At 46.8% G+C, this 20,621-nt stretch carries 22 protein-coding genes and 2 pseudogenes; 2 read left to right on the forward strand and 22 right to left on the reverse strand.

Features of this window, described 5'->3' with window-relative positions; translation table 11 throughout:
• Nucleotides 1-57: 57 nt before the first annotated feature.
• A complete protein-coding gene (locus KNO69_RS07305) occupies nucleotides 58-981 on the forward strand; it encodes a DUF7916 family protein (RefSeq protein WP_074037136.1) in 924 nt (307 codons plus the stop codon).
• A 38-nt stretch (nucleotides 982-1,019) separates the two neighbouring features.
• Here KNO69_RS07305 and hisIE read toward each other — a convergent pair.
• The 9 genes and pseudogenes from hisIE to KNO69_RS07355 all read right to left on the reverse strand — a co-directional run bounded on the left by hisIE (nucleotide 1,020) and on the right by KNO69_RS07355 (nucleotide 7,970).
• Nucleotides 1,020-1,657: pseudogene (gene hisIE / locus KNO69_RS15480) on the reverse strand (bifunctional phosphoribosyl-AMP cyclohydrolase/phosphoribosyl-ATP diphosphatase HisIE).
• The gene (gene hisF / locus KNO69_RS07320; RefSeq protein ID WP_214817107.1) at nucleotides 1,606-2,373 is read right to left on the reverse strand and encodes an imidazole glycerol phosphate synthase subunit HisF; all 768 of its coding nucleotides are present in this window, start codon (nucleotides 2,371-2,373) and stop codon (nucleotides 1,606-1,608) included. The pseudogene hisIE and the gene hisF overlap by 52 nt, the downstream one beginning before the upstream one ends.
• Nucleotides 2,366-3,079, reverse strand: coding sequence for a 1-(5-phosphoribosyl)-5-[(5-phosphoribosylamino)methylideneamino]imidazole-4-carboxamide isomerase (hisA, locus tag KNO69_RS07325; RefSeq protein ID WP_031423919.1), 714 nt, complete (start codon nucleotides 3,077-3,079; stop codon nucleotides 2,366-2,368). The genes hisF and hisA overlap by 8 nt, the downstream gene beginning before the upstream one ends.
• Nucleotides 3,057-3,644, reverse strand: coding sequence for an imidazole glycerol phosphate synthase subunit HisH (hisH, locus tag KNO69_RS07330; RefSeq protein WP_214817110.1), 588 nt, complete (start codon nucleotides 3,642-3,644; stop codon nucleotides 3,057-3,059). The genes hisA and hisH overlap by 23 nt, the downstream gene beginning before the upstream one ends.
• Nucleotides 3,641-4,228 carry an imidazoleglycerol-phosphate dehydratase HisB gene (hisB, locus tag KNO69_RS07335; protein WP_214817113.1) on the reverse strand — a complete coding sequence of 196 codons (588 nt, stop codon included), beginning with the start codon at nucleotides 4,226-4,228 and terminating at the stop codon, nucleotides 3,641-3,643. The genes hisH and hisB overlap by 4 nt, the downstream gene beginning before the upstream one ends.
• A complete protein-coding gene (locus KNO69_RS07340; protein WP_214817115.1) occupies nucleotides 4,215-5,231 on the reverse strand; it encodes a pyridoxal phosphate-dependent aminotransferase in 1,017 nt (338 codons plus the stop codon). The genes hisB and KNO69_RS07340 overlap by 14 nt, the downstream gene beginning before the upstream one ends.
• Nucleotides 5,228-6,445, reverse strand: coding sequence for a histidinol dehydrogenase (gene hisD, locus KNO69_RS07345; RefSeq protein WP_214817118.1), 1,218 nt, complete (start codon nucleotides 6,443-6,445; stop codon nucleotides 5,228-5,230). The genes KNO69_RS07340 and hisD overlap by 4 nt, the downstream gene beginning before the upstream one ends.
• Nucleotides 6,442-7,050 (reverse strand): ATP phosphoribosyltransferase, encoded by a 609-nt coding sequence (gene hisG, locus KNO69_RS07350; RefSeq protein ID WP_012726135.1) that lies wholly within the window; start codon nucleotides 7,048-7,050, stop codon nucleotides 6,442-6,444. Before hisG ends, hisD begins: the two co-directional genes overlap by 4 nt.
• Nucleotides 7,047-7,970: an ATP phosphoribosyltransferase regulatory subunit gene (locus tag KNO69_RS07355; protein WP_214817121.1), complete on the reverse strand. Its 924-nt coding sequence runs from the start codon at nucleotides 7,968-7,970 to the stop codon at nucleotides 7,047-7,049. Before KNO69_RS07355 ends, hisG begins: the two co-directional genes overlap by 4 nt.
• 110 nt (nucleotides 7,971-8,080) lie before the next feature.
• Here KNO69_RS07355 and hisJ point away from each other — a divergent pair, with 110 nt between their 5' ends.
• Nucleotides 8,081-8,899, forward strand: a complete 819-nt coding sequence (gene hisJ / locus KNO69_RS07360) for a histidinol-phosphatase HisJ (protein WP_214817124.1) — start codon at nucleotides 8,081-8,083, stop codon at nucleotides 8,897-8,899.
• Nucleotides 8,900-9,050: 151 nt separating this feature from the next.
• On the opposite strand, the gene KNO69_RS07365 is transcribed toward hisJ, so the two are convergent.
• The 13 genes and pseudogenes from KNO69_RS07365 to KNO69_RS07425 all read right to left on the reverse strand — a co-directional run bounded on the left by KNO69_RS07365 (nucleotide 9,051) and on the right by KNO69_RS07425 (nucleotide 20,520).
• Nucleotides 9,051-9,401, reverse strand: coding sequence for a hypothetical protein (locus KNO69_RS07365; RefSeq protein ID WP_078146776.1), 351 nt, complete (start codon nucleotides 9,399-9,401; stop codon nucleotides 9,051-9,053).
• 200 nt (nucleotides 9,402-9,601) lie between these two features.
• Nucleotides 9,602-10,177: a deoxycytidylate deaminase gene (locus KNO69_RS07370; RefSeq protein WP_078146775.1), complete on the reverse strand. Its 576-nt coding sequence runs from the start codon at nucleotides 10,175-10,177 to the stop codon at nucleotides 9,602-9,604.
• 50 nt (nucleotides 10,178-10,227) lie between these two features.
• A complete protein-coding gene (locus KNO69_RS07375; protein ID WP_078146774.1) occupies nucleotides 10,228-11,457 on the reverse strand; it encodes a toxic anion resistance protein in 1,230 nt (409 codons plus the stop codon).
• Nucleotides 11,441-12,163, reverse strand: a complete 723-nt coding sequence (locus KNO69_RS07380) for a 5-bromo-4-chloroindolyl phosphate hydrolysis family protein (protein WP_012726129.1) — start codon at nucleotides 12,161-12,163, stop codon at nucleotides 11,441-11,443. Before KNO69_RS07380 ends, KNO69_RS07375 begins: the two co-directional genes overlap by 17 nt.
• 198 nt (nucleotides 12,164-12,361) lie before the next feature.
• Nucleotides 12,362-13,714: a sodium-dependent transporter gene (locus KNO69_RS07385; RefSeq protein ID WP_214817127.1), complete on the reverse strand. Its 1,353-nt coding sequence runs from the start codon at nucleotides 13,712-13,714 to the stop codon at nucleotides 12,362-12,364.
• Between the two features lie 121 nt (nucleotides 13,715-13,835).
• Nucleotides 13,836-14,708, reverse strand: coding sequence for a diacylglycerol/lipid kinase family protein (locus tag KNO69_RS07390; protein ID WP_214817130.1), 873 nt, complete (start codon nucleotides 14,706-14,708; stop codon nucleotides 13,836-13,838).
• Nucleotides 14,705-16,210 (reverse strand): ABC transporter permease/substrate-binding protein, encoded by a 1,506-nt coding sequence (locus tag KNO69_RS07395; RefSeq protein ID WP_214817132.1) that lies wholly within the window; start codon nucleotides 16,208-16,210, stop codon nucleotides 14,705-14,707. Before KNO69_RS07395 ends, KNO69_RS07390 begins: the two co-directional genes overlap by 4 nt.
• Nucleotides 16,211-16,220: 10 nt before the next feature.
• A pseudogene (locus tag KNO69_RS07400) lies at nucleotides 16,221-16,937 on the reverse strand (ABC transporter ATP-binding protein); the annotation flags it as partial.
• Between the two features lie 107 nt (nucleotides 16,938-17,044).
• The gene (locus KNO69_RS07405) at nucleotides 17,045-17,758 is read right to left on the reverse strand and encodes a 3D domain-containing protein (protein ID WP_251124885.1); all 714 of its coding nucleotides are present in this window, start codon (nucleotides 17,756-17,758) and stop codon (nucleotides 17,045-17,047) included.
• A gap of 238 nt (nucleotides 17,759-17,996) precedes the next feature.
• Nucleotides 17,997-18,449 (reverse strand): GDYXXLXY domain-containing protein, encoded by a 453-nt coding sequence (locus KNO69_RS07410; RefSeq protein ID WP_214817140.1) that lies wholly within the window; start codon nucleotides 18,447-18,449, stop codon nucleotides 17,997-17,999.
• Nucleotides 18,446-19,630, reverse strand: coding sequence for a DUF2157 domain-containing protein (locus KNO69_RS07415; RefSeq protein ID WP_251124934.1), 1,185 nt, complete (start codon nucleotides 19,628-19,630; stop codon nucleotides 18,446-18,448). Before KNO69_RS07415 ends, KNO69_RS07410 begins: the two co-directional genes overlap by 4 nt.
• Nucleotides 19,631-19,646: 16 nt before the next feature.
• Complete coding sequence (locus tag KNO69_RS07420; protein WP_012726121.1) at nucleotides 19,647-19,847, reverse strand: DUF2187 family protein; 201 nt, start codon at nucleotides 19,845-19,847, stop codon at nucleotides 19,647-19,649.
• 40 nt (nucleotides 19,848-19,887) lie between these two features.
• Nucleotides 19,888-20,520, reverse strand: coding sequence for an NUDIX hydrolase (locus tag KNO69_RS07425; RefSeq protein ID WP_214817146.1), 633 nt, complete (start codon nucleotides 20,518-20,520; stop codon nucleotides 19,888-19,890).
• Between the last annotated feature and the right edge of the window lie 101 nt (nucleotides 20,521-20,621).

Below are 20,621 nucleotides of genomic sequence, written 5' to 3' on the forward strand. Positions count from 1 at the left end.
GGATTTTTCAAGGGTTTAGGGAATAGAGACAAGGATGAGCAGAAGGAGGCAGATCACATGAAACGAATACTGGAATGTCGAGCAAGTGATTTTATCACGTTTAATCGTCAAGATTTAATCGATTCGATTCGAAAAGCAGAAGGTCGAACGGTCATGGCCGAGGTCATCCCGACGGTGCAGCCGTTGTATCCAGAAGTGACAAACGCAGAACTAGCACGAGCATTCGGTGTCGACTTGATTTTATTGAACATGATCGATGTGTTTCATCCTTACATTAAAGGACTTGAAAGTCATGCATTATTCGGGGAGATGCCGGGTGATGAGATGAGCGATCATCCGATTCTCGAACTAAAACGACTGATTGGATTGCCAGTTGGAGTCAACTTGGAACCTGTTGATTTTTCAGAGAAGTCGTCCGAGATGAATGAAGTGAAACGAGGCAGACTCGCTTCAATCGAAGCGTTCCAAAAAGCATCGGAGCTCGGGTTTGACTTCGTCTGTTTGACAGGCAATCCGAATACCGGGGTCACGAATGAAGCAATCGAACAAGCAATCATCCAAGCACGTCGTGAATTCGCAGGGGTCATCATTGCCGGGAAAATGCATCAAGCCGGTGCAGGCAATGTGTTAGACCGCGACGCGTATATCCGCTTCGTCGAAGCTGGCGCAGATATCATCCTCCTTCCGGCTCCAGGCACTGTACCTGGCGTCCGTGAAGAATCGTTTCACGAACTCGTTCAGGAATTGCAAGTGCTCGGCGCTCTCACGTTAGCGGCGATTGGAACGTCACAAGAAGGCGCAGATGTCGAGACCGTTCGGGAAATCGCACTCTCTTCAAAACGAGGCGGAGCAGACATCGTGCATATAGGTGACGCCGGACTGTCCGGAATTGCCGTACCAGAGAACATTCAGGCACTATCCATTGCGATTCGCGGACGACGCCATACGTACATTCGCATGGCCGCCTCGGTCAATCGGTAACATAAAAGAGGAAGGAGCGCGTCTCCTTCCTCTTTTATTTACCATTCCGTGACGTCACGACGTGGTTTCGCCGGTGTGGTAGTACCGTGACGCTTGGCGAGTAACGCTTCCACATCCTCTAAACGAACACCTTTGGCTGCTAACAAGACGAGTAAGTGATACAGAAGGTCGGCTGACTCTTCAACCAAGTCTTCATCCGTCATGGCAGCAATGACGACCTCAAACGCTTCTTCCCCGAACTTTTTCGCGATTTTTTCAACGCCTTGTTCCAATAAATAAGTCGTATACGAACCTTCTTTCGGTTCATTTTTTCTAGATTGAATCAATTGTTCCAATTCATGAATCATACGTTCACCTCCGTAAAGAAACAGCTTCGATTACCGGTATGACACGTCGGGCCATTCGCATGAACACGAACGAGAAGCGCATCCTGGTCACAGTCGATGTGGATGCTGACGACGTCCAGTGTATTTCCGCTCGTCTCCCCTTTCATCCAAAGCCGACCTTTTGAACGAGACCAGAACGTGACGACCCGTTCACGAAGCGTCTTTCGGATTGCCTCATCATTCATATATCCGAGCATGAGGACCGCCCCGTCGTCGTCTGAGACGATGATGGCGGGAATCAGTCCATTTTCGTCGAAACGAACCGCATCGGCAAGTTGTGACTCGTGCATACGTGCTTCACCTCTTCTACTGTCGTTTTTCGGTCATGTAAGATGGATGCAAGTAATGCGGCATCGATTTTCTCAAGCGCTTCGACTACGTGCTCGGCATTGCCTGCCCCACCGGATGCGATAATCGGAATGTCGACGACTTCACGAAGTTGTTCTAAAATCGCAAGGTCATAACCGCTCTGCTTTCCATCTTGGTTCATGGACGTGACAAGAAGTTCACCCGCACCGAGCACGGCCACTTGTTTCGCCCATTCGACCGCCAACAGGTCCGTTTTCTGTTTTCCACCATATGTGTACACATAATATTCGCCATCTTCAAACTTTACGTCGATTGCGACGACGATACATTGTGAACCGAAACGATCGGCCGCTTCACGAATGAGACTTGGGGTTTCTACAGCGAGCGTGTTCAACGATACTTTGTCCGCCCCTGCTTTTAATAGTGACGAGATATCCTCGAGTGAACGAATCCCACCTCCGACCGTCAGCGGGATGAATACTTTCCGCGCTACCGCACTGACGACCTCGAGCATCGTCTGGCGACGCTCCGTACTTGCCGTGATATCGAGAAAGACAAGTTCATCGGCTCCGGACTCATCGTAATATTTCGCGATTTCGACCGGATCACCGATGTCTCGTAATTGTACGAACTCAATCCCTTTGACGACACGACCTTCTTTCACGTCAAGACATGGAATAATTCTGCGTTTAAGCATAACGCGCCTCCCATTCAATCAGTTCTTCGATGCTCACCTTACCGGACAGAAGTGCTTTCCCGACGACAGCCTCATCAATTTTCGCCATCTTCAGTTCCTTTACGTCCTCTTCAGTCGTCACACCGCCTGAGGCAATCAATGTGACGTTGACGATTTGACGTAACGCCTTCATGCGAGAAACGTTCGGTCCATTCAGTTTCCCATCGGATCCGATATCGGTATATAGAATCGTTTCGATCCCCCGTTTGACAAGGTCTTGAGCGACCGAGATGTCATCGAGTTTTGTCGCTTCCTGCCATCCGTTAATGGCGACCTTCCCGTCATAGGCATCGAGTGCCACAGCGATTCGCTTGCCATACTTTTCAATCGCTTTGTCTAGAAAGTCAGGATCCGTAAACGCCTTCGTCCCTAAAAGGACGCGATCCGCACCGGTTTCCATGACCGCATCAAGTGCGGCTTCTGAACGAATTCCTCCTCCTGTCTGGACAAGGAACCCTAGAGACTTCGCATAACGGACAACGTCTAAATGACGCGGCTCACCTGCCTTGGCTCCTTCTAAATCAATCAAGTGAATCATCGGGACCTTCCCTTGCCACGCTTTTAATAATTCATACGGATCTCCGTATTGTTCTTCCGTAGAAAAATCACCTTCCGTCAAACGGACGATCTTGCCTCCAATCAAATCAATGGCGGGTAGTAATCTCACGCTCGACCGCCTCCTTCCATTCTTGAAGTAAGCTGAGACCGAACGTCCCGCTCTTTTCCGGGTGGAACTGCATGCCCGTCACGAGCCCTTTTTGAACGATTGCCGGAACTTTCTCACCCATATAATCAGCTGCCGCCAAAATGTAGTCGTCCGCCGTCACGGCATGGTAAGAGTGGACAAAATAGACATCCTCATCGCGAAGGATCGAGTTCCATCCGACGTGTGGGAGACGCTTCGCTCGCATCCGTTCGACCGTTCCCGGAATCAACCCGAGACCTTTTGTCGGCATACCTTCCGTGCTCGAATCAAACAAGAGCTGCATCCCAAGACAGATCCCTAAAAATGGCTTTTCCGTCGCCATCTGTTGCAAGAGTGGGATAAGACCCGTCTGTTCGAGCGATTGCATCGCTTGCGGGAAGGCACCGACCCCAGGAAGTAAAACGGCATCCGCCTCTTCAATTTGATTTGCATCGTTCGTGATCACGACGTAGCAACCGATGGCTTGTAACGCACGTTCGACGTTAAATACGTTTCCCATACCATAATCGATGACCGCTACTTTCATCCTTCGATCCATCCTTTCGTAGAAGGGAGACGGTTCGTCCCATTGCTAGAGACCGCCTCGGCAAGCGCTCGTCCGAACGCTTTGAACAACCCTTCAATCATGTGATGTGAGTTCGACCCGTACAGAACAGAAAGGTGAAGTGTGAGTCGACCATTCATGGCAACGGCACGGAAAAATTCCTCAGCGAGTTCGGTATCAAAGTCACCAAGCTTCGGATTGTGAATATCCGCTTGATAGACGAGAAATGGGCGTCCTGACACATCAATGACCGCTCGCGCTAACGTCTCATCCATTGGCATGTAACTCGACCCGTAGCGGCGAATTCCGACTTTATCCCCGAGTGACTTGGCGATGAGCTGACCGAGTGCGATCCCGACATCCTCGACCGTATGGTGGGCATCGACCCACGTATCGCCTTCGACTTTCACGTCTAAATCCATCTGACTGTGAAAAGCGAGCAACGTCAACATGTGATCGAAGAAGCCGACCCCCGTTTGAATGGAGCTTTCACCCGTTCCGTCTAGATTTAATCGAATGTCAATTTTCGTTTCTTTCGTTTCACGTTTTAGTTCAGCTGTTCTCAACAGAATTCACCTCTTCAATCGTTTGTCGGATCAAGGCATACGCCTCGTCTGTCCCTGCACTGACACGTAGTCCATCGGGAAAAGCACGTACATGGACCCCTTTATCAAGGAAGCGGGATGCCCATCCTTCACTATCATCCGTTTTGACATAGATAAAGTTGGCACGGCTCGGTAAAATCTCACCGACTGGTCGTAACAACTCCGTTAACTTCTCACGTTGCGCCGTATGGAACTGAATCGACTCTTGAATATAAGATTCATCTCGTAAGACGACGTTGGCGACAGCGGCACTGAGTCCACTCACGTTGAACGGTGAACGGAACCGGTCAATCTGTTCGATAATTTCTTCAGATGCAATCATGAAACCAATCCGGAGGTTCGCAAGACCGAACGCTTTCGATAACGTCCGTAAGATGATGACGTTCGGATATTCGCTCAATCGAGACACAAATGAATCTTTCATTGTGAAATCAATATAGGCTTCATCCACGACCAGATACGGTACACGTGTCGCAATGTCCGACAATTCGTCTAGTGTCCACATCTTACCGGTCGGATTATTCGGATTCGAGATCAAGACGAGTTTAGGCTCGGTTGCTCGAATGACCTCAATCAACGTCTCGTAACGCAAACCCTGTTCGTCCGGTTGTGTGAAGTGCCCTCTGGCAATTTGTGTGTAGATCCCATACATCGAAAAATCGGGGGCCGGTGCGACCACACGGTCTTCCGTATCCAAAATTGCCTGACTCAAGATGGCCAATAGCTCATCGCTCCCGCTGCCGACCATGAGTTGTGTCGGCTCGACTCCCGCATAGTCAGCATAGCTTGCTTTTAAAGCGAGCAATTCTTCGACTGGGTAACGGCTGAGTGCCTCGAGTGATACGTCTCGAATAGCTCGTTCGAGACGTTCTGGTAACGGATATTGGCTTTCATTTTGATTGAGCGCATATCCCGAAGCGGCATGAGGTACATAGCGTGGGATGTTCTGATAATTTCGTCTCATGCGTCCTCCATCCGAACAGCCATCGCACGGGCGTGTCCTTCTAATTGTTCTTGTTTGGCGATTCGAATCGCTGCCTTTGTAATCGTCTCATCCAGTTCTGTCATCTCAAGGAACGTCTGACGGCGATAAAAGTCATCGACCGATAGTCCACTAGAGAAGCGGGCAGTCCCGCTCGTCGGCAAGACATGGTTCGGTCCAGCGATATAGTCTCCAAATGCTTCGGCCGCCTCATGTCCGAGGAAGAACGAACCACCGTGACGGATTGCCCGCATCAACGCCTCAGGATCTTTGACGGCCAACTGGACGTGCTCCGCGGCCATCGTATTCGCGTACTCGATCGTATCCTCGATTGTCCGGTACAAGACGCCGCCACGCTTCAACGAATCTCTTGCAATGTCTTGGCGTGGTAATAGCACTAATTGTCGCTCAAGTTCTTGCTCGATTTGATCGCGGAGTGTTTCTGACGTGACGAGCGCAATCGCAGTCGCCTCGACGTCATGTTCCGCTTGTGCGAGTAGGTCGGCGGCAACCCACTTCGGGTTCGCCGTCTCATCGGCAATGATTAACACTTCGGACGGTCCGGCGACGGAGTCGATACCGACGATGTGTGAGACGAGAGCCTTCGCCGTCGCGACATATGCATTTCCTGGGCCGACAATCTTGTCAACTTGACGAATCGTTTCTGTCCCGTATGCCAGTGCGGCCACGGCTTGGGCCCCACCGACCAGAAAACACTCATCGGCACCTGCAATTTTTGCTGCAATCAAGAGGGAAATGTCAATCCCATCTGCTTTTGGTGGGGTGACCATGACGACTCGCTTAACGCCAGCTACTTTCGCCGGAATGATGTTCATCAGGACGCTCGACGGATAGACGGCAGTCCCACCCGGTACATAAACTCCGACCGAATCAAGTGGCATATAGCGTCTCCCAAGGCGGAACATCGTATCTTCGAACGCATCGTCTTGTCGGACTTGGCGCGCGTGAAATGCACGAATCCGTTCTGCTGCTAACGTCAGCGCCTCTGTCAATTCAGCATACGCGACTGGCGGATTAAAGCTTGCCAAATCGACCGATTCGATTCGGTCGACCCCGTCGAATTGTTTCGTCCACTCAAGCAGCGCTTCGTCTCCGCGGGCCTCGATCGATTCCACGATCGGTTTCACGGCTTCGGCCCAAGCTTCGCGCCTTGAGCGATTCGTTTCTGTACTCATGCGTTCTCCTCCTGACTCAGCTTTCGAATCCACGCCTTCAATTCGTCAGGCTGTTCCGCTAAAGCTGTCTCACTCGTGATGAATTTTGCATTGATTGAAAAAATCGTCTCGTATTCTTCCAAGTCGTTTGCAGCCAACGTCGCGCCTGTCTCGACGATGTCGACGATGCAATCAGCGAGTCCCGTTAACGGAGCCAGTTCGACTGACCCGTTCAATGCAATGACTTCTACGTTTTGTCGCTTCGATGCAAAGTGTGATATGGCGATATTCGGATATTTACTCGCCACTTTTAATTTTTTCGTTCCATTACGTCGAACTTTTGGACCACACACGGCCATTCGACAGCGACCGAACGGTAAATCGACGACTTCGAGTACGCCTGGCGTTTTTTCTCGTAAAATATCACCGCCGACTATGCCAACATCTGCCGCTCCATGCATCACATATTTATAGACGTCGTCCCCTTTGACGAAAATGAATTCATGATTTCCTGCTTGTACCGTCAACTCACGTCCCCGCTTCTCCGGCCATACGGGTAAGTCACGTTCGACAAAAAATTGACGGGCTGCTTTTTCAATCCGACCTTTCGCGACCGCTACTTTCATTTGATCACCTCATCTAACCGTTCTAAATCGAGCGACATGCCGAACGCTCGTCTCGAGTGTCCAAAATGTCCATACAGTGAATCATATCGTCCTCCTGAAAGGACACGCTTGCCTTCCACACTTCCCGTCACGGTCAATCCTGAGTAGTAATCAAAGTCTCCCGTTTGACCGAAATCGTAAGACACCTCTAAACCGATGGTACGTAAGTGTTTTACTGCCTCGTCCACTTCACCGATGGCTTCTTTTAAAGATTCCGGTGCCTCAGCCCGTAATTCTTCGAGTGCAGAATTCCCGATTAAAAAGGGCAGCTTCGCAATCAACGGATAGCCATACGTCTCTGCTAATTCACGTAATGATTCTAAGTTTCGAAGTGCTAAGATTTTTCGGAATGTCCGTTCCTGAATCCCTGTCTCTTTCGCGATGAGCGAGATGACGGCTGCTGACCCAATTTTGATGGTCAAACGTTCGGTAGGCAGGACTCCTTCCGTCATATCGAGAAAGGATTCAATCAGATGACTGTCCTTCTCTTCGCCATCGACCCATTCGAGTCCAAGCTGTTGCCGTTCATGGGGTTGCCCGGAATGTTTGACCGTCCGACGATAGACGGCACCAGCGTAAGCGACACGCATCGGTTCATGACCGTCTGCTAACTTTCTTGCGATTTGTAGTGTATAGTCAGGGCGCATGACGAGAAGTTCCCCGTCGTTCCCGAACAATCGATAATAGGCTGACTCGTCAAAGAGCGCTAAATTTTGATAATGTGAATAGTATTCGAGAAGCGGTGGATCGATGACTGCGTAGCCGCTCGACTCTGCCTTCTCTAAAAATGACAACATCCATCGTTTTGGACGGATGACATCTCCTGATTGAAGTTCATACCAGCCTTCTGGAATCGAACCTTTTGAATTTGACCAAATCATCATAACCACCCTTTATCTTGTTATCACTTTACCAAACTAAAGTATTGTGTTAAATTTATCAAACAGATAAACACCTGTCAACCAAATGAACTGAAAAGGACGTGTAATCGATGTTTAACTTTACCCACGATGGCCATGTGCATACCCCTTTTTGTCCACACGGTACAAATGACCCGCTTGAACACTATATTCAAGTCGGAATCGAAAAAGGCTTGCAAACGATGACGTTCACAGAACATGCGCCTTTCCCCCCATCGTTCACCGACCCGGTCCCGAATCAAGACTCGGCGATGTCGATTGATCTACTTCCAGAATACCTCGATACGTTGCATCAGATGAAACAGCAGTATCAAGCGGTTATCGACATTAAAGTTGGATTAGAAGTCGACTTATTGCCTCATTTAGAGAAAGAGACCATTGCCTTACTCAAGCCTTTCGCACCATTGATTGATGAAGTCATTTTATCGCAGCATTTCCTATATAGAGATGGCGCCTATATGCCGATTGATTATTCTGCCGAGACGTTTGATGAACTCATCAAAGCGTTTGGCTCATTCGAGAGCGTCTTGAGAGCTTATTATGAGTCGATTGAACAGGGTCTCTCATTTTCGTGGGAAGACATCCGTGTCGCTCGTATCGGACACCTCGATCTCCCGATAAAGTATCAAAGAAACTATGAATGGGACCGCTCAAAAGTAAAAGAGGAAGAAATACGTCTGTTACAGATGATTGCCGACCGGGGATTCGGACTTGACTTCAACACGGCCGGACTCAGAAAACCGGATTGTGGGGTACCTTACATCGCCGGACTTGCAAAATCCGCGAACGACCTGCACATCCCGTTCACGATGGGTTCGGATGCGCACCTTGCTCAAGATGTGGCGGCTGGATTCGACTTCATTGAACAAAAAAAAGCCACGTTCCTATGAACGTGGCTTTTTGACAGCGATCTAGCTATCTAGATCCCCATGCTTATGGTTGACAACGATATGGCGTTCCATTTCTTCATCTGTAAACATCATACCATAAGGAATAAAAGATGCAATAAAAAATTGGGTGAAATGGTTCACCCAATTGAGATCACATTGCCGCATATAATGTTTTCAAGTCGTTTGTCGCTTCCTCGTCCATTTGAATGGCCACGAGTTCAACGTATTGGAGCGCTGGATCTTGATCTTTCGACAATGCGACAATCTCAGCAGCCGCCTTATCTAATGCCAACAAGATTCCTGATACACCAAGCGTCGGATAGTATCGAAGGAGTGCACGAACATGTTTAATCTCTGATACTTCATTTCCGTTAATGGTTAATGATTTGACGGCAAGCTCCTTGTGCATGCCAATCGCAAATTTATCTTCCCACACTTCTTCGAGTGTGATCAACGCCTCTACTTCATATGCACCATCTGTAAAGCGAACGAGTTTTTCCATGTGTAAATTCCCCTCTCTTGAATCTACTTTTATTATATAAGAGATTTTAAAGTGTATATTGTGAAATATTGAACATTATGTGTAAAGTTTGTCTCACCTCATTTTGAACAAAAAAAAAGGCCCCTCCGAGAAGGGGCGAATAATGGAAGAGTAAAACACCATTGGCAGTACATTAATATTATATCATCTAATGAAAACGTTTACAATGTATTTTTGTACATTTTCTCAAGTGGCATATGTAACACTTCAATTCCGCTTTCACGCATCAATTCTAACCCATCCCCATGCTCATAACCGACAGCATAAACGACTCGCGCGACGCGTGCCGCAATTAATGCGAGTGAACAGGCATGACATGGTGAATGCGTGACATACGCCGTCGCACCAAATGCATTCGTTGAATCGGCAGCGAGTTTTCCAATCGCGTTGATTTCCGCATGGATTTCATGTTGCTTCGACCAGTGATGGTGATCATATGGGTCTGTACACTTGATATATGTCACGCCATCTCGGATGAGTCGTGCCGGTTCGTTGATCATATCGAGATCCGTCGATGCAACATAGTCGGCATGCTTATAGAACCCATCTTCTTGCTTGATATAGATTTCATTACAGTTCGTATGACCAGATGGTGTACCATTCAGACCAATTGAAATCGGTTTTTCGTCTTTTACAATGACACAGGCCACACTCTTCGATGCACACTTCGAGTGCCGCTCGGCCATCATATCAGCGAATAATAACCACGTCTCATCCCACAATCGTTGCTTCTCCACTCAAGTCCCTCCTCGTCGAAAAGGAAAGTCTGATTGCTCAGACTTCCCCCTTAGTATCCAGTGTCCTTTGGTAGTTCTTTATTTTTCGAAGCGATTTCGATGACCTTCTCCTTCAATTCGTGCTCCATGCGGTCAAGTTCGCGCTCGGCGTCACGACGTTTTTGCTTCCCTTCTTGCTGGATGCGTAATGTTTCATCCAACGTAGAAAGTAAGTTCTCGTGAGCGACTTTCAGTGATTCAACAGAGACAATCCCTTTTTCATTCTCTTGAGCAATTTCAATCGATGAATCTTTGAGCATCTTCGAGTTCTGCTCAAGCAGTTGATTTGTCGTCTTCGTCACGTCCTGCTGCATACGAAGTGCCGTTTTCTGGCGCGTCAAGCTGAGTGCAAGAACGACTTGGTTTTTCCAAAGCGGAATCGTGTTGACGACCGCTGACTCGATCTTTTCAGCGAGGATTTGGTTATTCTGCTGAATGACCCGAATTTGAGGTGCCATTTGAAGGCTGATGGTACGACTCAATTTTAAGTCGTGCAACTTTTTCTCAAAACGGTCCGCTAATTGAATCATATCGTTCAATTGTTGAAGCTTCGATTGATCTTTAGAAATTTCTACTTCTTGACGTAACGGGGCAATCTCGTGTTCCCGTACATGGTCAAGTTTTGTCTCACCCGCGGCGATATAGACGTTCAACTCTTCGAAATATCGCTTGTTCTTATCATACATTTGATCGAGCATCGTGATGTCTTTCATGAGACCAAACTTCGCACGATCGAGGTTATGGATGACCTCTTCCAAATAGACATTCATTTTTTCGAACTGAAGCTTATAGTTTTCAGCCTTCTTTTTCGCACGACCGATGAGCGGAATGTTATCCATGAAACTCTTTTTTTCCGGTTGAAGCATATCTGGGTCCATCTTACGGACGTTTTGCATCAAGTCAGACAACAGTTTCCCGGCATCGCCGCCATCTTTCATCCGCACTTCCGTCAAAATTTGATCAGAGAATTGGGAAAGTTCGCGCTGGACATTCGACCCGAACAACATAACAGAGTCTGTCTTTTTAATATCAATGGATTCAGCCAATCGTGTGATGCGCTCGCGATGCTCTTGAGGCACGTCTGGTTTCGCTTGAATGGCTGGCACTTCATGTGACTGTGTAACGGATGACCATTCGACAGATGGGTCACTGAACCCCTCCGTCTCCGTTTTTGTTTTCGTATCAGAAGTCAGTTCTTCTTCCGGCCATGACTGCCAGTTCGTTTCATTCGATGAAGTCATGTTTCTTTCTCCCTTCCGGCTGATCAGACAAGACGCGCTCCATCATGATCAGTTCACGTTCAAAGTCTACGGCGTCATCTTCAAGGAGACGTCCGCGTTGTTCTTTAAATTTATCGACAATTAGTCGCATATTTGTGATTAATTGTTCCCGAGTCTCTTCTTGAATGACGACTCGTTTTCCTTCAAGCTCTTTAAATTTCAAGACGACCGAGACGAGGGAATCTAAATAGAATGTGAACAGGTCTCGAACATGCTTTGCGTCTTGTGGATTTTCGAATAATTCTTCGAACAATTCGTGCGCTTCTTTCGAGACGGCCTTCATTTCACGCCTCACTTCTACATCTTTAATATCTGGAAGAACACGGTCGATCTGTTGTAACTTCTCATATCCTTGCTCAATCGTCCGTTGCAAAAATTGAAGCTCTAAATCGTCTGTCGCCTCGAACTGTCGCGTAGGCATCGGCTCTTCGATCGGTTTTAAAATTCTCGATCCAGAAAACGATTCTTCCTCATCGAGTAACAGTTTCTTCTTGGCACGTTTTGCCACCGTTGTCGGTGTACGTTGACGATGTTTGCGCTTGTTCGTCGACCATACTTCATTCAAGACGAGCGCCCCTACAATAATGAATAACCAGGAGAAATCGAATACGTTAATGGCAAAGTATATGACTGCCCCTGTCAGGGCCCATTTCATCCATGTTTTCATTCTTTTCACCTCATCTCATGTTACTTCTATTGTACATTACGAAACCATTCAACAAAAGTTTCGTCATCCCTATCATTTTAGCATAATAAAATTCGTCGATACCTCCGTCCACAGGTGTAGAATCAACTACCTATATCGACTACTTTCCCGTTGCGAAACGAAAAAAACCGTAGACTCATAGAGTCTACAGTTCGTTTGTTACGTGGTCATCCATGTTGAAACCATAACAATCGCGACGGTTACAGGAATGACATAGCGAATAAGTGCATGCCAGATTGGGTACAGCTTCACACCAGGTTTTGATGTTTCGATTTCATCCTTTAGGACACGTTGGTCAACGACGTAACCGACAAAGATGGAAGTCAAGAGTGCACCCGTCGGCATTAAAATATAGCTGACGAGATAGTCCATCGTATCAAAGAACGTCCGACCGTTCCAAATCTGTACATCACTTAAGAGTCCGAATGACAGCGCGGATGGTACTCCCACGATGAAGACGAGAAGAGCGGCTGTCACCGTCACTTTCTTTTTCGTCCATGAGGATTTCTTTTCATTCAAACGATCGGTCACACCTGCGACGACGACTTCTAACATGGCAATCGATGATGTAATCGATGCAAAAGCGAACAATAGGAAGAACAAGACCATGAAGAATCCACCGAGCGGTACTTGGTTGAAGACTGCCGGTAGAACGACGAAGAGTAACGCCGGACCTTCAGCCGGATCAAGACCTGATGCAAAGACTGCCGGGAAGATGGCTAGTCCTGCTAAAAGTGAAACCGCAATGTTCAATAAGACGATCATGTTCGCTGAACGGTTCAATGTTCCTTTCGTCTTAATATAAGACGCATATGTCAGCATCGCTGCCACCCCCAACGATAAGGAGAAGAACGCCTGTCCGAGGGCAAACAATATCGATTCGCCAGTCAATGCAGAAAAGTCAGGCTGTAAGAAGAAACGAACGCCTTCCATCGCCCCGTCAAGCGTCAACGAGCGGACTACGAGAACTAAGAAACTGATGAACAAAAGTGGCATCAAAATTTTACTCATTCGTTCAATCCCTGCTTCAACGCCACGTAAGACAATTAAGAGTGTGATTAAGAGGAACAAGAATTGTCCGAGTACGGCAATTTCAGGTGTCGATACGACGTTCCCAAACACCTCACCAAATTCGTCTGCCGAACGTCCACTGAGCGTCCCACCTAAACCGAGTCCAATATAGATGAGGACCCATCCTCCAATGACACTATAGAAGGAAAGTAACAAGAAACAAGCAAGGACACCTAAGTAGCCGATAATGGTCCAACGGCCATGCCCTAACTGTTTGAAAGCAAGAAGCGCAGTCTTTTGAGTCGAACGTCCGACAATGAATTCTCCAATTAATAATGGCAGACCAAGCAATAATGTGAACGCCAAAAACATGAGTAAAAAGGCACCGCCCCCGCTCGTTCCGGTGACATATGGAAATTTCCAGATTGCACCTAAACCGATTGCTGACCCTGCGGCAGCTAGTATGAATCCAATTTTTGAGGCGAATGAATTTTGCGCCATGATTACCCCTACTTCCTGTTTTTCATTTCATTTTCATAATAATAGTGAAATACTAACATGGTTCCAAGATGAGAACAACAAAAAACAGAGAAAAGTCTGAATACTTTTCTCTGTTGATGCTTTATGGCGTTAAAAAGGTGAGGGCACGCTCTCGAATTCGGATCGACAATTTGTCTGCTTCGAAGTGCTCTCCATCGACATCGATGATTTGTGGCGCATTCAATTCTAGCTCGATATGAGAAGCCTGGAAGTGATTCCACTCCGTCGACTTCTGATCGAGACCGAGTTGTTGGGCCAACAGCTGTCGAATCATGGGAAATCCGATTGCCGAACTATGAACGACTTCTAGCAATCCATCGGAAAACGATTGTGTCTCTAGTTTGGTCGGGACCGTACCGAGATAACTCCCGTTCCCAACATAGAGAAAACTAACGTCACCGTCATATATTACTTCACTGCCCCGCCGAAGTGTGATGTTGAATGGGTCCGCTTCACGGAACTGACGGATGGTCGCTAAAAAATATCCGATTGAGCCTAATGATTCTTTTTCATCCGGATCGATTTGACGAGATGTATCCGCGATCAAACCGACGCCTACGAAATTGAGCGCATACATCTCATCGACTTGAATGACATCGACATATTGTTCGTGAGAGGAACGAATGATTTGAGCAGCCTGTGTCGGTTGAATTGGCAGTTCAAGCGCTCGTGCGAAGTCATTACATGTTCCTGCTGGAATGATGCCGACTGTCGGACGCTCGTCGCGCTCTAAGGTCATTAACCCATTCACTACTTCGTTTAGCGTACCGTCCCCGCCAATGACAATCAGATGGTCGAACGATTCGCTTGTTTCGGCGAATCGGAGCGCGTCCCCGATTTCCTGTGTCTTTTTGATGATGATTTCTTTATAGAGCGATTCAATCGTTCCGATGACTTCGCCGAGCATCGTTTCGCTCGTACCGGACTTCGGATTCGAAATAATCAAAGCTCTCATAGTAATCCTTCCTGTTCTAAGAAGTCTTTCGCTACATCGTACGCGCGTTCATTTCCGTACGCGACCCGTCGATTCAATTCAGACATTTGTTCGTCTGTGATTTTACCTGCGAGCTGATTGAGCGCATCCTCGATTTCTGGATACTCTTCAAGTGTCTCTTCCTTCATGAGTGGCGCTCCCTGGTATGGTGGGAAGAATTGACGATCGTCTTCTAAGACGACCAGGTCGTTCTCGGCAATATCAGGGTCCGTCGCATAGGCGTCTACTAAATTGACATCTCCTCGTGAGATGGCACGATAGCGCAATTTTTGCTCCATCGAGACGACAGATGGGAAATCAAATCCATACTCGTTTTGAAGTCCTGGGTATCCGTCTTCACGGTCCGTGAATTCAAGCGTGAAACCGGCCTTGATGTCCGACTCGACATTCCGTAAATCAGAAATGGCCGTAATGCCTTCCGCCTCTGCATAATCACGTGGAATCGCGAGTGCATACGTGTTGTTAAATTTCATCGGTTCGAGCATCACATACCCATCTTCCGCAAGCGCTTCTCTTGCTTGCTCGTACACTTCACCGGCATCGTTTGACTCAGGCGTTTCTTTGACGAGACTCGCGAGTGCGGTCCCAGTGAATTCAGGGTAAATATCGACATCCCCTGACTGGAGGGCCCCCCATACGAATGTTGTTTCCCCAAAGTTCGGTTTCACCGATACGGTCAAATCCGTTTCTTCTTCAATTAATAATTTATACATATTCATTAATATCTCTGGCTCAGGACCAAGTTTTCCGGCAACGACCAAGTCTGTTTGTTGCGAACGACCAAACGCAAGCGGTGTGAAGATGATGAGCGCGAGTACGGTCGAGACGGCAATCAACTTCGTCTTATTGCGTGTCGCTGTCGCACCTTCCATCTGACGCAACAAGAAGTCAAATAGGAGTGCCAAAATGGCGGCAGGGATGGCACCGAGTAAAATTAAGTAATTGTCGTTCCGGTTAATCCCAAGCAAGATCAATGTACCGAGTCCGCCTGCTCCGACTAAAGCGGCGAGCGTCGCAGTCCCGACAATCAAGACCATCGCTGTACGGATACCAGCCATGATGACCGGGAGCGCGAGTGGAAGTTCGACTTTCATCAAACTTTGATTCGGTTTCATCCCACAAGCTCGAGCAGCTTCTAATAACGATTTATCCACTTCATTCAACCCAGTGAACGTGTTTCGTAAAATAGGGAGCAGCGCATATAAGACAAGCGCTATAATGGCAGGTAATGCTCCGATTCCAACGAGTGGAATCATTAATCCGAGTAAGGCAAGCGACGGAATCGTTTGAATAATCGCGGTGACGCCAATGGCGGTTTCGGCGATTTTCTTACGGCGCGTCAGCCAGATTCCCAATGGCACGGCAATTAAGACGGCAATCAAAAGCGATACGACAGAGAGCTGCAAGTGCTCAATCAGTGCCTCGACAAGTTGTCCTTGTCTATTTTGGAACGTCTCAAGCATCTAGCTCACCTCTTCCACGTTGTGTAAATTCTAAGACGAACGGATCTTCACTCGCCAAGATTTCTTCTGGTGTACCGACTAGCATGAGTTCCCCATCACGCATTAACGCGATGCGATCACCAAGCTTCATCGCTTCTTGCATGTCGTGTGTGACAAACAAGATCGTTTTGCCAAGTTCGTCATTCAAGCGCTTAATATCATCTTGCAATTGACCACGGCTGATCGGATCAAGCGCAGAAAAGGGTTCGTCCATGAGGATGACGTCCGGGTCTGCAGCTAAAGCACGCAACACGCCTACGCGCTGCTGTTGACCTCCTGATAATTCTGCTGGCTTTTTCGAGCGAAGTTTCGGGTCTAGTCCGGCGATTTTCATCAATTCGGTCACTCGTTCTTTTGTTCGGTCTTTTTTCCACTTTAATAATTCCGGTACGACAGAGATATTTTCTTCCACAGTTAAGTGAGGGAATAATGCAATCTGTTGGAGGACATAACCGATATTACGGCGTAGTTCAAAAATATCGAATTGATAGATTTCTTTTCCATCGATTATAATTTTTCCGTCCGTATGATCGATTAATCGATTGACCATTTTCATCGTCGTTGTCTTGCCACAACCTGAAGGACCGATCAATACAAATATTTCTCCTTTTTCTACAGTTAAACTCAAATCTTTGACGGCTAACGTCCCGTCTTCATAACGTTTTGATACATCACGAAACTCAATCAACCTGATCCCTCCTCAACTATTTCCAAAATGGAAATTCAAATAGTATTTTGCCCGTTTCTCTACTTTGTTAAACAAAAAAAGGCTCTCCTAATTGGAGAACCTGATTTTTAGTATAGCGTTACTTCAATATGTCGACGCCCCCATTGGATCGCGTCCTGTTTTGAATCGACGAGTAGGTCGACGATATGTCCTTTTATTCTACCACCTGTATCAAGGGCAATTGCATCACCGACACCTTGGATGTGGACTTTTGACCCTAAAGGAATGATGGCTGGGTCGACGGCGATAATTCGCATTCCGTTATAATAAATCGAATCAGTCACATCATGACCCGTGGCCGTTAATACACGACCGCCGTACGCCTTGTTATCCGCAACATCATTTGAATAAGCGGTCGATTCGACTGTAATGACTTTTTTAGATGTAGATACTGGTGTTGCACTGACTGATTGAGTGGCAGAAGCCGACGTTTTTGCAGCTGTTGCCTGTTCCGCTGCTTTTCGCTCTTCCTCCGCTTTTCGTTCTGCTTCAAGTTTCGCAAGTCTTGCTTTCTCTGCTTCTTCTTTTGCTTTCTCTTCCGCAAGACGTTCTGCTTCGATCCTTTTCTCTTCTGCGATGCGTTTTTCTTCAGCAAGTTTCTTTTGGCGGGCGATTTCTTTTTGTCGTTTTTCTTCAATTGCTTGGCGTTCTAGTTCAAGCGGGTTTTGTACGATTTTCTGTTCTGTCCCGATTCCGATCTGTGCAGCATCTGCCTGATCGATGAATGTGAACAACCCCATTATCGTAGCTCCAATGACGATCATATATTTTAATAATTTCATCGTAGTAAGGTCATCACCTTTCTCGTTATGTAACGAACAGATGTTAATTTACCACGAGAAGTCCCGTCAAAGTAGTGATTTTATCGAAGTGAAACATTCCTGACATATGACAAAAAAATCGGTTACAGATTGTAATAATTGAAATCTACGTTGATATTCCATGGGTTCGCAAAAAAATTACAGATTCGTTACAATCAATCGTGTAACAAACCTGTAATCTTCCTGTCATGATTAACGCTTATTCATTTGGCTCAATTTCATACGTTCTGAGCATACCCCACGGTGCGACATCAACTTGAACCGTGAACGACTGCTTTCCTTTTATCGCATCCATCTCATCTTCCGACACACGATACGAACCCATTTCTTCTATATAAAGAAGTCGATCATAATAGTTTGCCCGAATACCACCAAAAAACGGTTTCGACTCAATTCGATCGATGACTGCATAACCCTCTTCCCCTTCTTTAAAGGAAACATATACCGTTCCGGTTTCGACATCTTGTCGTCCTTTGAAGGCATCATATTCGAGATAGATGGAATCCCCAAAATAAGGGTCATACGGTTCGAACGAAGACCCTTTAAACGTGTACGTCTCCCCGACCCACGATATGGCATAGACAAGAATCACAAAGACGATGGCAATCAAGACTTGAGCAACCGGGACAAGCAAAACAGAAAATCGTTTCATGTCGTCACATCCCCTCTCGTTCGATTACGCCACCATAGTGCGAGTGACAACGCAAAGACGATTAACGCACCAATCAAGAAGAAGAGTGAGATGTCGAGCCGATCCCACACGTAGATGAAGTAAATTGTCATTTGAACGATTAAGAAATAGATGAAGGCGAAAATTGTCGGTCGTCGTGTCACGTCTTGGCGAATCAAGTAAGCAAGTGCAATCACTTCGATGATGATTGCCAGTAAAACTCCTGAATCTTCAAAGAGTGCAAATGGGATAACTGCCAGCAGACTTACCCACAGAAGATCATTCCGTCTATGAATCAAATAGACGGCAACGAGTGCAACCGACAAGAGTGTCGCTTCAATGACGGAAGGCGGTCTTTGAGAGAGCCAACTTTCTGTCACGTTAATTAAATACCCAATTGATAGAACGGCCGCAGTGAACAGATACGTTGCTTGCCATGCGGCTTGTTTTCGATAGAATAAGAGCAATGCATGCAAGATGACGAGTGACCAAAGCGGCCACAGTCTTCCCTCATAATCGATATACTGGCCGAAAATATTGAGAAGGCCATAAAAGGTTAGCCATGCGAACGTGCGGTCCAACGATTCATCGACGAAATGGAACCATACCCATGTCACGATTAGAGCAATCCCAATCAAAATCAGCCCGATGCTTTCGAAACTATTGGTGATGGCTAAAAATGCAGCGATTGCGGTGATCATGGAGAATATGACGTGCTCATACAAGATGCGATGAAGTACTGCCATCGCAAAGATAATCCAGAACAATAGAGTCAATTGGCCAGACAGATTATACGTCGTGAATATGACCGCCATGGTCGCGATAAAGAAAACGAACCCTAGTACACGTAACAGCGTGACATATTTTGGTGTTTTCAAGCGAATCCGCTCGGCAAAGACATAGAATCCAACCATAAAAAGAAGAAACAAACCGATTTTCAACAGGTCGGGAATCGCTTGCCAGTTGGCTGCGACGAAACTGAATAGGCTAAGAGCCAACAAGATGGATCCGACAATGACCAAAACGGGCGGCTTGTGGTCATGTTGCTCACTAGCCGCCCGTCGTTTATGTTCATAGTCGACTAGTCTTAACCCCGTCGCTTCATCCAATAAACCCGCCTCTTGCCATTCACGTACTTTTTTGTCAATGGACACCTGAATCATCCCTTTCAGAAAAAGGTCAGCTGGCGCGTTCAATCAATTCCAATTCTGATTTTAGTAAAACTTGTTTCTCGAATTCGAGTCCGAGCTGTTGAAACTCTTCCATAATCGAGACGTCACCGATCACAGTATTGGTCAGTACGGCGGTCACTTCAGCGACCCATCCTTCACGAGTCGACTTCACGATATCACCTACGAGGAATTCTTCAGACACACCCATTCACTTCCAATCTAAATTTGTTTCTATCATTATAACGAAATTATAACCGTTTGAATACGTTTTCTTTTATCCGTTTAATAAATTGTGTCAAGAATTTTCCAGTAAGTCCCCAAATGATGTAGTCTTCATGCTCATAAAAAGGTTCTCTCATTTTAATTACCCGTTTTTCGTACGCTTTAGCATTCGCCAATCGATCAAGTGGAATATTTTGATCCGGACTCATCGTCCATTCCATTTCTCCGTGGAATGGATCAATCATGAGCAATGTGGAAACCGGTACGGTAAACAAATGATCGACCTCATCCGTCCCTTCTACACTTGGTACTTCCGATAGGATTCCGACAAACGGATAAATCAATTGGCGATGCGGCGTAGCAAGCGGTCGCAATTTGCCTACGACCTCTACTTTATCTGCAGAAACCTCTAACTCTTCACAAGTTTCTCGTATTGCTGCTTCAACGGGCGTCTCTCCTTTTTCGAGGCGTCCTCCTGGAAATGATATCTCCCCAGGCTGCTGTCGCATCGTGTGAGCTCGTACTTCAAACACGACGTGCCAATCCTGATCAATCTGAACGAGTGGGATTAACACTGCAGCTGTTTGTTCATAATCTTCATCCATTGTAAAACTATCTCGAATCTGTTCTTCTGTGATCCATGGCTGCACAATGTTCACTCACCTTCCATCATCGAATATCATATACCGCTCTATACCCTACTTTTCGTTTAGTCGCTGCCAATGTCGGAAATATCATTATTAATGATAGGAGTTGATCA

Origin of the sequence: Exiguobacterium sp. s131 (assembly GCF_018617345.1) — a bacterium.
GTDB lineage: Bacteria > Bacillota > Bacilli > Exiguobacteriales > Exiguobacteriaceae > Exiguobacterium > Exiguobacterium profundum.